Here is a 12,792-nt window from a genome sequence, read left to right as displayed (position 1 = left end):
CACTGCGAGCGCGTTGGCGTTCTGGTCCAGCGTCTGGCGCAGCGGCGGCACCAGGGCCTTCTGGTTGGCAAGCACGCTCTCCTGCTGGGCGACGTCGAGATCGGTGCCGGTGCCGGCCTTGCGCCGCTCCCTGACGGCATCGAGGATCCGCTGCGCGCTGGCGATGTTGCGCTGTGAAGTCCGGATGCGATCCTGCGAGGCCAGCACCTGGAAATAGGCATTGGCGACGGCCGCGAGCGTCGTCAGCGCGACGGTGTCGCGGTCAAAGCGGTTGGCGTTCGCCGTCTCCTCGGCGGTCTGCAGCGCATCGCGGTTCTGCCCCCAGAAGTCGAGCTGGTAGCTCGCGCTCAGCGATGCCTGGTAGTTGACGACCTCGCGCCCGCCAATGGAGAGCCCGGAAGCCGAGGAGCCGGAGGTGCGCGAATAGGTCTCCTGCCCGGTTCCGGACAAGCTCGGCAGCAGCGCCGCGCCCGCCTGACGCGCCTGAGCGTCAGCCTGGACGATGCGCGCCACTGCGGCGGCGATGTCGAGATTGACGGTCTGTGCCTCCTCCATCAGCTGCGTCAGCTCCGCAGAGCGGAAGCCGCGCCACCAATCCAGCGACGGCGGCGCATCCGCCTTCCCGGCATATTTGTACTGCGTGGGAACATCGAGCGCGGGATCGGGAAGGTCCTGGGTCAGCACGCAAGCGCCGGAACCGGCGGCGAGGCACACCACCGCAAGCCAGCGCGCCGCGCGCTGTGTCCGGAATGTGGCACTTCCAGACCGCCGCATGGCGATCGCCGGAACACATTGTGTCACATCCACCCCCCGCCAGGCAGATCTGGCCGCCGCGCAACCGGATTAACCGATTCGCGGCGCGACGATTGGGGGGCTTTGGACAACTCGTTCACAGCGGCGATGCTTTTTGCGGAACCGGAGATCCATACTAACCGGGCGCGCAACGGCGGGACAGTGCCGCGGTTGCGAAGTGTCCGTGCCAACGAGCCCGGCGCGAACCGACGAAAATGAGAGAAACACCTGTCTCGCAGCGACTTCTCTCGTGGCGAAACATCTGGAAACGCGCTCAAGCTTACCAAGATTTCATGTGATATTGCTGCCACACCGGCTGTTGAGCCCTTCAATCCCGATCGTCCCTTGCGGCTTCAGCTCAGTCGCGCCTCTAGTCGCCTCACAAGACCGTCAATTGCCCGAAAGCGAAAGCCGCCGAGCGGGCAGACATGTCCTCGGCCGTCCACGCTCCTCGAACGCGCCCCACTCGCCCCGAAGCACAAATTGCTCGCAAGCCTGGCCATCGCCAGCGCTATCGTTTCGTACTCTGACGAAGGTCAGCCAATTGCTCCTACTGATACCCCAGCGCGCGGCCAAGCGCATCATCACTGGCTTGGCGTCTCAAGAATATCCCTGTTCGGACAGGCGTTTCAGCCGGTTTCGCCGCAGCGCAAAAGCCTTCCCCTTTGGTCTCTCAAGCACTAGGTTCTGGCCAACCAGATCAACCCCCTTGGTAGCGATTTCCCTGACATGACCATTCGAAACGACGTTGTCGAAGCCATCGGCAACACCCCGCTGATCAAGCTGAAGCGCGCCTCGGAACTGACCGGCTGCACCATTCTCGGCAAGGCCGAGTTCATGAATCCCGGCCAGTCGGTCAAGGACCGCGCCGGCAAATGGATGATTCTGGAAGCCGAGAAGCGCGGCGAGCTCAAGCCCGGCGGGCTGGTGGTGGAAGCAACGGCCGGCAATACCGGCATTGGCCTTGCAGTCGTGGCGAGCGCACGCGGCTACCGCACCTTGATCGTGATCCCGGAAACGCAGAGCCAGGAGAAGAAGGATTTCCTGAAGCTGTGCGGCGCCGAGCTGATCGAGGTGCCGGCCCTGCCCTACGCCAATCCCAACAACTACCAGCATGTCGGCCGCAGGCTTGCCGACGAGCTGCGTAAGACCGAGCCCAACGGCGTGCTGTTCGCGGACCAGTGGAACAACCTCGACAACGCCAAGGCGCATTACGAGTCCACGGGACCCGAGATCTGGGAGCAGACCGGCGGCAAGGTCGACGGCTTCGTCTGCTCGGTTGGCAGCGGCGGCACGCTCGCCGGCACCAGCCGCTATCTGAAAGAGAAGAACAAGAACGTCCGCATCGCCTGCGCCGATCCGCATGGCGCCGGCATGTACGAATATTTCCGGAACGGCGATGCCAAGGCGACGCCGGGCGGCTCGATCACCGAAGGCATCGGCCTCAACCGCGCGACCGCGATCGTCGAGACCGCGAAGGTCGACGATGCCTATCTCATTCCCGACGCCGAGGCCGTTACGGCGATCTACGAATTGCTCCAGCACGAAGGCCTCTGCCTCGGCGGCTCGACCGGCATCAACATCGTCGGCGCGATGCGCCTCGCAAAACAGCTCGGGCCCGGCAAGACGATCGTCACCGTGCTGTGCGATTCCGGCAGCCGCTACCAGTCGAAGCTGTTCAACGCGGACTTCATGCGCGCCAAGAACCTGCCGGTGCCGGAATGGCTTGAGAAGCGCAGCAATATCAAGCCGCCCTTCGTGTGATCGCCGTCCCTTGCCGACCTGCGAGGACGTGCGTTGGCTACGTAGGCACTGCCGACGTCACGCGCTGCGTTCCGGAGCCAAGGCACAATAAGGTCGCGGCCAGAACTTGCGATATCCCTCCTCGACCTTGCGCGTGAAAGTCTCGACATTGCCGGCCGGCGCGGCCGCGATCCGAGCTGGCAAGTCCGCGCGCAATTTCGCGAGGTGCTCGGGCTGCGAGGCAAACTTGCGGGCGATCTCGACATAGCCGTCGTCATCCTCGGCGACCCAATCCCCGAGGCCGACGGCTGCGACGATGGAGCCGCCGGCACGTGAGGAAGCTCCGTAGCCGAGCTTGGCCACGACCGGAACGCCCGCATAGAGCGATTCCCAGGTACTGATGCCGCCGTTTTGGGGAAACGTATCGAGCGAGATATCGATCCCGGCGAAGGCGCGCAGATGCTCGTGGCGCGGGGTTGAGCCTAGGCAGGTGACGGTCTCTTCCGCGATGCCCTGCGCCACGAAGCGCGCGATCAAACCATCGCGCAGCAGCGGATCATCGAGCAGGGTATGCTTGACGACGATCCTGGACCCCGGCAATTCGCGCATGATGCGCGCCCACGCCCGGATCGCCTCGTCCGAAATCTTGTAGATGCGGTTGAACACGCCGAAGGTGACGTAGCCGTTGCGCAGCATCGGCAGCTCCGATGGCGGGACGTCCCGGATCGGATCGATCGTGATCAGGCACGGCAGATCGTGGACCTTTTCGGCAAACAGATGCCGGGCCGATTGCGGAATGAAGACCGGATCCGCGAGCAAATGGTCCATGGTCCCGAGGCCCGTGCCGGTCGCGTGTCCGAAACCCGAGACCTGAATGGGGGCCGGCTTGCGCGCGAAGACATGCAGCCTGTTGCCGGTCGTGTGGCCGGAAACGTCGATCAGGATATCGACCTTATCCGCCTCGATACGATCGGCCAACTGGTCGTCCGTGAGCCGCCCGGCCTCGACCCAGACATCCGCCAGGGATTCGAATTTGGCGGTCATCTCGTCCCGAACCGGTGAGCACGAATAGCAGACGATCCGGAATTTATTGTGATCGTGATGGGCGAGCACCGGTAACAGCGTAAAGCCCGCCGAGTGGTACCAGAACTCGGCCGCGACATAGCCGATCACGATCTGCCGGTCGGGATCGAGCTGCCGAGGTGCGAGCTTTCTTTGCTGCAATTTGGCGCCGATTGCGTCCCACCACTGCTTTCGCGCGGCCTGCTGAACCACGAAATCGGCGTTGGAGAGATAATCCAGGAAGAATATCTTTCGCCCGATCAAGCTGGCATCGGGCACGATGGCCAACGCAGCGTCGAGCAGCTCGATGGCCGACGCGATCTCTCCCTGGTTCGCAAAACAAGCGCTCATGAGCGCCATCGCGACGGCAGAGCGCGAATTTACCTCCAGCAAAGTCGTGCAGGCCAGGATCGCGTGCGCCGTATTTCCCATGGCGAGCGAGACTTGCGCCTTCCCCTCCAATGCCACCTCGAGCCGGGGCGAAATCGCAAGCGCCGCGTCAAAATCCGCCATCGCCTGTCCGAGCCTCGACGTCTCAAAATTGAGCCGTCCGCGGTTCGCCAGAATCTTCGCCGAACCAGGCCTCAGCGCGAGCGCAGCCTCGAGCGCACCCATCGACTCGTCGAAGTTCTTAAGCTCGATATTGACCAAACCCTTCCCGACGAGCGCCTCCACGTTTCGCGGTTGGAACAACAGCGCGCGCTCGAAACTATGCCTGGCGCGATCAAGTTGGCGCAACCCAAGCTCGGCCAGGCCACGATTACAGAGCGCATCGGCATGGTCGGGCTTCAGGGCGATGGCGCGATCGTACTGCTCGATCGCCTGTTCGGGCAGATTCATATGGAGCAAGGTATTGCCAAGCCCGGCAAGAGCCGGAGCAAAGTTTGGCTTCAGCGCGATGGCCTTTTCCAGATGGACGCGGGCGGCGTCGAATTTCTGAAGGGCCAGATGCACGCCTGCCAGATTGTTGTGGGCCTCGTGCGAACGTGGATCGATCGCGATCGCGCGCTCGAGCAATCGTTGCGCCTCATCGAGACGCCCGAGCTGTTGCACGCTGAGGCCGAGGAAATGCGTGGCGTCGAAGTGATCGGGAATGGCTTGCACGATCTGACGACAGAGCGCCTCGCTCTCGGCATATCTGCCCTGGCCATAGGCACTCGCCGCAGCGGAGATGATGGCGTCGGCCTGCTTCTTCAATTTCTTCTGCAATCGCGCATTCTGGAATGCGCGCGCGCCGGCGCTGCTCTGCAAGGTGTTTCTCCGGAAGATGGCCTGCGGCGAGTCTAGCTGATTCGCGCGGCCGGCCGGCGCAGCGACAGATCCTCCCGGGCTATCCCGGGGGCCGACTCAGGAACCGCGAGGTGCGTCTCCCCCGCGAACAGCAGTCTCGCCGCTTCACGAAGCCCTGCTGCAGTAATCGCGCCAGAACTGGCGATACCCTGCTTCGAGCGCGCGCGTGTAGCTCTCGACATTGCCGGCGGCCGAGGCTGCGATCTGGGCCGGCAGCCCTGCCCGCAACGCCGCCAGATGCTCGGGCTGCGAGGCAAACCTGCGGGCGATCTCGACATAGCCATCGTCATCCCCGGCGACCCAGTCGCCGAGGCCGACGGCGGTCACGATGGACGCACCGGCACGCGAGGACGCACCGATGCCGAGCTTGGCAACGACCGGCACGCCCGCATAGAGAGATTCCCAGGTGCTGATGCCGCCATTCTGCGGGAATGGATCGAGCGAGATATCGACGTTCGCGAAGGCCCGAAGATGCTCGACGCGCGCGGACGAACCGAGGCAGGTGATCCTCTCCTCGGCGATCCCCTGCGCCACGAAGCGCGCGAGAAGGCCGTCGCGCACCAGTGGATCGTCAAGCAGGGTATGCTTCACGATGATCTTCGAGCCGGCCACCTCGCGCATCAGTTGCGCCCAGACGCGGATGACCTCGTCCGAGATCTTGTTGACGCGGTTGAAGACGCCGAACGTCACATGGCCGTTGCTGAGCATGGGAAGCTCCGAAGGCGGCACATCCGTGATCGGATCAATCGTGTTCAGGCATGGCAAGTCAAAGACCTTTTCGGCCAACAGATGCCGCGCCGATTGCGGAATGAAGACAGGGTCTGCGAGCACATAGTCCATCGTCGGCATGCCCGTGCCTGTGGCGTGCCCGAAACCGGTGGCCTGGATTGGGGCCGGCTTCCGGGCGAAGACGGGCAGCCTGTTGCCGGTCGTATGCCCGGACACGTCGATCAGAATGTCCACCTTGTCGGCCTCAATGCGATCGGCCAGTTCGTCGTCCGAAAGCTGCCAGGCATCGACCCAGACGTCGGCCAGAGACTTGAATTTGGCGGTCAACTCGTCTCGTGCCGGCGAGCACGAATAGCCGATGATCTTGAAGTTGGCGCGATCATGACGGCGCAGAACCGGGAGCAAGGTGAGCGCTGCCGAGTGTTGCCGGAATTCGGCCGCGACATAGCCGACCACAATCTGCCTTTCCGGATCAAGCGATCGCTCTTGCAGCTGCCGGCGCGGTATCTTGGAGCCGATGAAGTCCCACCAATCTCGCCGCACCGCCTGCTGGACCGCGAAATCGGCCTCGGCGCGGAAGTCCTGCAAGAAGATCTTTCCCCTGATCGCGTCCGCATAGTCCGGCCGGATTGCCAGCGCGCGATCGAGATATTCGATCGCGGCGTCCATTTCTCCCTGGTTCGAATGCGCAAAGCCCATCAGCGCCAGCCCGGCCTCCGAGGACGGATGTCGCTCGATCAACGCCGCGGCGGCCGCGATCGCCTGCGCGGTCTTTCCCATCACGAGGCAGACCTGTGCCTTGCCCCGGAGCGCCAGTTCGAGCGTAGGCGAAATCGCGAGCGCAGCCTCGAAATCCGCAAGCGCCGGCTCCAGGCGCTGCAACTCGTAACTGAGCCTCCCACGCTGCGCCAGGATCTTCGCCGAACCGGGGTTGATCGCGAGCGCCGCTGCAAGGGCGGCCTCCGCCTCGTCGAAATGCTTGAGCTCGATGCTGACCACGCCTTTGCCCAAGAGCGCCTCGGCGTGGCGCGGTTGAAACAACAGAGCGCGCTCCAGGCTTTGCCTGGAGCGCTCAAACTGGCCCAGCGCCAACTCGGCCAAGCCACGATTGCAGAGCGCGTCGGCATGGTCGGGCTTCAGTGCGATGGCGCGGTCATATAGCTCGATCGCTTGTTCGCGCAGGTTCATCTGAAACAAGGTATTGCCGAGGCCGACCAGGCCCGGCACAAAATTCGGCTTGAGCGCGATCGCCTTCTCCAGACAGGCGCGGGCAGCCTCGAATCTCCGAAGAACCAGGTGCACAGAAGCGAGATTGCCATGGGCCTCGTGCGAGCGCGGATCGATGGCGATCGCGCGTTCAAGCAGCTGTTGCGCTTCTTCAAGCCGCCCGCCCTGCTGCGCGCACCGGCCGAGCAGGTGCGTGGCGTCGAAATGATCCGGAATGGCTTGCACGATCTGGCCGCAAAGCGCCTCGGCCTCCGCATACCTGCCCTGGCCATAGGCGCTGACCGCAGCGGCGATGACGGCGTCGGCCTGCTTCTTCAACTTCTTCTGCAATCGCGCATTCTGGAATGCGCGCGCGCCGGCGCTGCTCTGCAAGATGTCTCTCCGGAAGATGGCCCGCGACGAGTCTAACTGATTCGCCCGGCGCGCCGGCCGGCGGGCAAGAGCGGAAATCCCCCGGGATTTCCCGGGAGCTTACTGCGAACCGGGTCAGGAACCGCTGGGCGCGTCCGCCTTATCGACAACCGCAGCGTCGCCCCGCTGCGAGGCCTGGTCACAATAATCGCGCCAGAACTTGCGGTACCCCGCTTCGAGCTCGCGCGTGTAGATCTCGACATTGCCGGCAGGCGAGGCTGCGATCTGCGCGGGCAGTCCCGCACGCAATTTCGCCAGATGCTGGGGCTGCGAGGCGAACCTGCGGGCGATCTCGACATACCCATCGTCATCCTCGGCGACCCAATCGCCGAGGCCGACGGCCGTCACGATGGAAGCGCCGGCCCGCGACGAGGCGCCGATGCCGAGTTTGGCAACGACCGGCACGCCCTTGTAGAGGGATTCCCAGGTGCTGATGCCGCCATTCTGCGGGAACGTGTCGAGGGAAATGTCGATCTTGTCGAAGGCCATCAGGTGGTCGTCGCGCGAGGTGGTGCCGAGGCACGTGATGTCCTCCTCGGCAATGCCCTGCGCGATGAAGCGCGCGACCAGGCTGTCGCGCAGCAGTTGATCGTCGAGCAGGCCATGCTTGATGATGATCTTCGATCCCGGCAGCTCCCGCATGATGCGCGACCACACACGGATCGCATCATCCGAGATCTTGTAGATGCGGTTGAACACGCCGAAGGTGACGTAGCCGTTGCGCAGCATCGGCAGCTCGGAGGGCTGCAGATTTGTGACCGGCTCCATCGTGATCAGACACGGCAGATCGTAGATCTTCTCGGGAAACAAATGCCGGGCCGACGGTGGAATGAAGATGGGATCCGCGAGCACATAGTCCATCGTCGGCATGCCCGTGCCCGTCGCGTGACCGAAGCCGGTGGCCTGGATCGGAGCCGGCTTCCGCGCGAAGCATTGCAGCCTGTTACCGGTGGTGTGGCCCGACACGTCGATCAGGATGTCGACATTGTCGGCCTCAATACGATCGGCAAGCTCGTCGTCCGAAAGTCCCCAGGCATCGACCCAGACGTCCGCCATTGACTTGAACAAGGCGGTGTACTCGTCAGCTCCCGGCCAGGAATAGTAGCAGATGATCTTGAACTTGGCGTGATCATGATGGCGCAGCACGGGCAGCAGGGTGAGCCCCGCCGAGTGTTGCCGGAATTCGGCCGCGACATAGCCGACGGTAATCCGTTTGTCCGGATCGAGTGGCCGCTTCGGCAACTGCCGTTGCGGTATCTTGGAGCCGATCTGATCCCACCAGGTCTTTCGCACCGCCTGCTGGACCACGAAATCCGCCTCGGCGCGGTAGTCCTCCAGGAAGATCTTTCCTCTGATCGCATCGCCATAGTCCGGGCGAACCGCCAGCGCGCGATCGAGATATTCGATCGCGGCGTCCATGTCGCCCTGGGTCGAAAACGCGAAGCCCATCAGCGCCAGTCCGATCTCGGAGCGCGGGTTCTGCTCGATCAAGGCCGTTGCCGCCGCCATGGCCTGCGCGGTCCTTCCCATGACGAGGCAGACCTGCGCCTTGCCCCGAAGGGCCAGTTCGAGCTTGGGCGAGACGGCGAGCGCCGCATCGAAATCGGCAAGGGCCTCGTGCAGGCGCTGCATCTCGTAACCAAGTCGCCCCCGCTGGGCCAAAATCCTCGGGGAGCCGGGCTTGATGGCGAGCGCCATGGCAAACTTGGCGGCTGCCTCTTCGTGGTGCCGGAGCTCCATGCTGACCATGCCATTGCCGACGATCGCCTCGGCATGGCGCGACTGAAACAGCAGGGCGCGATCGAAACTCTCCTTGGCGCGCATGATCTGCCCAAGCACGATCTCGACCATGCCGCGGTTGCAGAGCGCATCGGCATAATCCGGCTTCAGCTTGATGGCGCGCTCGTGCATCTCCAGCGCCTGCTCGTACTTTCCCAGATGCATCAGCGTGTTGCCGAGATTGGTGAGCGCGACCACGAAATTGGGCTTCAGCGCGATCGCCCTCTCCTGGCAGCGCCGCGCCTCCTCGTAATTGCCGAGGTCGAAATGCACGGTCGCGAGGTTGTTGTGGGCATCGTGTGAGCGCGGATCGAGCGCAATGACGCGCTCCAACAGCTCTTTCGCCTCCTCGAGGCGCCGGCCGTCATGGGCGCACATGCCAAGCAGGTGGATGGCATCGACGTGATCCGGAAGGGCCTTCAGGATCTCGCGGCACAGCGCCTCGGTCTCGGCATACCGGCCCTGGCCATAGGCGTTCGCTGCAGCCGCGATGACCGCCTCGGCCTGCTTCATCAATTTCTTCTGCAGTCGCGCGTTCTGGAATGCGCGCGTGCCGCCGCCGCTGTTCTGCAAGGTGTCTCTCCGGAAGATGCCCTGGGCAGAGTCTAACTGATTCGCGAGCCCGGCCGGCCGCTCCCGGACCAGCATCGCCCCCGGGATTTCCCGGGGCCTTGACGTGCCTACGCCACCTCGCCGCGTTCCGAGGCGGCGGCACAATGATCGTGCCAGAACCGGCGATAGGCCGCTTCGACCTCACGCGTGTAGAGCTCGACGTTGCCGGCAGGCGAGGCTGCGATTCGGGCCGGCAGTTCGGCCCGTAACGTCGCGAGCCGAGCGGGCTGCGCCGCATATCTGCGTGCGATCTCGGCGTAGCCGTCGTCATCATCCGCGACCCAATCGCCGAGGCCAACGGCCGCCACGATGGAGCCGCCGGCGCGCGACGAGGCGCCCTTGCCGAGCTTGGCGACGACCGGAACCCCCGCATAGAGGGATTCCCAGGTGCTGATGCCGCCGTTTTGCGGGAACGGGTCGAGGGAGATGTCGACCTTCGCAAAGGCCAGCAGATGCTCGTGGCGCGTCGTCGAGCCGAGGCAGGTGATATTCTCTTCGGCAATGCCCTGGGCCACGAACCGCGCGATCAACCCGTCGCGCAGCAAGGGATCGTCGAGCAGCCCGTGCTTGATGATGATCTTCGAACCCGTCACCTCGCGCATCACTTTCGACCACACCCGGATCGCCTCATCCGAGATCTTGTAGATGCGGTTGAACACGCCGAAGGTCACGTGGCCGTTCCTGAGCATCGGAAGCTCGGAAGGCGGCACGTCCAGGATCGGATCGATCGTGATCAGGCACGGCAGGTCATGGACCTTTTCGGCCAGCAGATGGCGCGCCGATTGCGGAATGAAGATGGGATCGGCCAGCACGTAGTCCATGGTCTGAAGGCCGGTGCCTGTGGCGTGGCCGAAGCCCGTGACCTGGACCGGGGCCGGCTTGCGGGCAAACACAGGCAGCCTGTTGCCGGCCGTATGCCCGGACACGTCGATCAGAATGTCGATCCTATCGGCCTCGATGCGATCGGCCAGCTCGTCGTCCGAAAGCTGCGCGGCCTCGACCCAGACGTCCGCGAGAGGCTTGAATCTCTCGGTGATCTCATCCTGCAACGGCCAGCAGGAATAGCAGACGATCTGGAACCTCGTGCGATCATGATGGCGCAGCACCGGCAACAGCGCGAACGCGGCCGAATGGTTCCGGAACTCCGACGCGACATAGCCGATCACGATCCGCCGCTCCGGATCGAGCTGCCGGGGCGGAAGTTTCCGTTGCGGCAGTCTGGTGCCGATCGCATCCCACCAGGATCTTCGCGCGGCCTGCTGGACCGCGAAATCGGCCTCCGGCAGATAATCCAGGATGAAGATCTTGCGTGCGATGGCATCCGCATAATCCGGCGAGATCTCGAGCGCCGCATCGAGGTGCTCGAGCGCCGTCGCGACGTCTCCCTGGTTGGCATAGCAGGCGCCGAGAAGCACGATGGCGTAATCGGAGCGCGGATTGTCCTCGAGCAGGGTCTTGACGGCCGCAATCGCCTGCGTCGTGTTCCCCATCAGAAGGTTGACCTGCGCCTTGCCACGCAGCGCGAGCTCCAGCCGCGGCGACTGCATCAGCGCCGCATCGAAATCCGCGGCCGCCTGCTCCAACCGGTACAGATCGAAGTTGAGCCGTCCGCGCTGTGCCAGGATTCGCGGTGAGCCCGGCTTGACCGCGAGGCCTGCCACGAGGGCGGCTTCCGCCTCCTCGTAGTGCCGGAGCTCGATGCAGACCATGCCCTTGCCGGCGAGCGCTTCGGCGTGCCGCGGCTGGAACACAAGGGCGCGATCGAAACTCGCCTTGGCACGCTCGCACCGACCGGTCATCAGCTCCGCCATGCCGCGGTTGCAGTAGGCGTCGGCATAGTCCAGCCGCAGCCGGATGGCGCGTTCGTGCAGCCCGATCGCCTCTTCGCCGCGGCCGATGTTCAGCAGCGTGTTGCCGAGATTGGTCAGGGTGATCGGACAATTCGGCTTCAGCGCAATGGCCTTCTCCTGGCAGGCGCGGGCGTCTTGGAATTTCTGCAGATCGAAATACACCGCCCCGAGATTGCCATGGGCGTCGGGCGAGCGCGGATCGAGCGCGATTGCGCGCTCGAACAGCTGCTGCGCCTCCTCAAGCCGCCCGCCCTCAAAGGCGCGCAGGCCCAGCAGGTGCGTGGCGTGGAAATGATCCGGAACCTCCTTCAAGATCTCCCGGCAGAGCGTCTCGGCCTCCGCGAACCTGCCCTGCCCGAGCGCCTCGACCGCGTAGGACAGGACGGCATCCGCCTGCTTCCTCAACTTCTTCTGCAATCGCGCATTCTGGTAGGCGCGCGCGCCGACACTGCTCTGCAAGGTCTCTCTCCGGGGATAGCCCGAAAAGAGGCAACGCTGATTCGCATTGTGCCAAGCTGGCGGGGGCGGTCAGGCCGGCAAGGCCGCCGGGGTGCTCAGCGCAGAATCTGGCTCAGGAACAGTTTTGTGCGGGCGTGCTGAGGCGCCGCGAAGAACTCGTTCGGGGTGTTGGCCTCGATGATCTGGCCGGCATCCATGAACACCACGCGGTTGGCGACCTCGCGGGCGAAGCCCATCTCGTGGGTGACGACCAGCATGGTCATGCCCTCCTCGGCGAGGTCCACCATGGTGTCCAGCACCTCCTTGACCATCTCGGGGTCCAGCGCCGAGGTCGGCTCGTCGAACAGCATGACCTTCGGGTTCATCGTGAGGGCCCGCGCGATCGCGACGCGCTGCTGCTGGCCGCCGGACATCTGCCCCGGAAACTTGTTGGCCTGATGCGGGATCTTGACCCGCTCCAGGAATTTCATCGCGGCCTCCTCGGCGTCCTTCTTCGGGATGTTGCGCACCCAGATCGGCGCCAGCGTGCAATTGTCGAGCACTGTGAGATGCGGGAACAGATTGAAGCTCTGGAATACCATGCCGACCTCGCGGCGCACCGCGTCGACGTGCTTGAGGTTGGGTCCGAGCTCGATGCCGTCGACGACGATCTCGCCCTCCTGGAATTCCTCGAGCGCGTTGATGCAGCGGATCAGGGTCGACTTGCCGGAGCCCGAAGGACCGCAGATCACGATGCGCTCGCCCTTGCGGACGTCGAGGTCGATGTCGCGCAGGACGTGAAAATCGCCGTACCATTTGTTGAGGCCGGAAATCTTGACGATGGGGTCGGACATGGTGA

The 12,792-nt window shown here is 64.1% G+C and carries 7 protein-coding genes; 1 reads left to right on the top strand and 6 read right to left on the bottom strand.

What is annotated here, in order from left to right; all coding sequences use genetic code 11:
* A partial coding sequence (locus SE92_RS03200; protein WP_245324431.1) for a TolC family protein occupies positions 1–774 on the bottom strand: 774 nt, incomplete at its 3' end.
* 747 nt (positions 775–1,521) lie between these two features.
* Between SE92_RS03200 and SE92_RS03195 the strand changes: the two genes are divergently transcribed.
* Positions 1,522–2,556 (top strand): cysteine synthase A, encoded by a 1,035-nt coding sequence (locus SE92_RS03195; protein ID WP_063194432.1) that lies wholly within the window; start codon positions 1,522–1,524, stop codon positions 2,554–2,556.
* Between the two features lie 57 nt (positions 2,557–2,613).
* On the opposite strand, the gene SE92_RS03190 is transcribed toward SE92_RS03195, so the two are convergent.
* From SE92_RS03190 to SE92_RS03170, 5 genes are all read right to left on the bottom strand, one after another.
* Entirely contained in the window at positions 2,614–4,848 is a 2,235-nt protein-coding gene (locus SE92_RS03190) for an O-linked N-acetylglucosamine transferase family protein (protein WP_063194431.1), read from the bottom strand.
* A 144-nt stretch (positions 4,849–4,992) separates the two neighbouring features.
* Positions 4,993–7,215, bottom strand: coding sequence for an O-linked N-acetylglucosamine transferase, SPINDLY family protein (locus SE92_RS03185; protein ID WP_063194430.1), 2,223 nt, complete (start codon positions 7,213–7,215; stop codon positions 4,993–4,995).
* A 114-nt stretch (positions 7,216–7,329) separates the two neighbouring features.
* A complete protein-coding gene (locus tag SE92_RS03180; protein WP_084251744.1) occupies positions 7,330–9,606 on the bottom strand; it encodes an O-linked N-acetylglucosamine transferase, SPINDLY family protein in 2,277 nt (758 codons plus the stop codon).
* A 107-nt stretch (positions 9,607–9,713) separates the two neighbouring features.
* A complete protein-coding gene (locus SE92_RS03175; protein WP_063194429.1) occupies positions 9,714–11,954 on the bottom strand; it encodes a tetratricopeptide repeat protein in 2,241 nt (746 codons plus the stop codon).
* A gap of 95 nt (positions 11,955–12,049) precedes the next feature.
* Complete coding sequence (locus SE92_RS03170; RefSeq protein ID WP_063194428.1) at positions 12,050–12,787, bottom strand: amino acid ABC transporter ATP-binding protein; 738 nt, start codon at positions 12,785–12,787, stop codon at positions 12,050–12,052.
* Positions 12,788–12,792: the final 5 nt, after the last annotated feature.

It is taken from the genome of Bradyrhizobium sp. AT1, assembly GCF_001590795.1.
In the GTDB taxonomy this organism is placed as follows: Bacteria; Pseudomonadota; Alphaproteobacteria; order Rhizobiales; family Xanthobacteraceae; genus Bradyrhizobium.
This window is presented reverse-complemented; position numbering and strand designations above follow the sequence as displayed.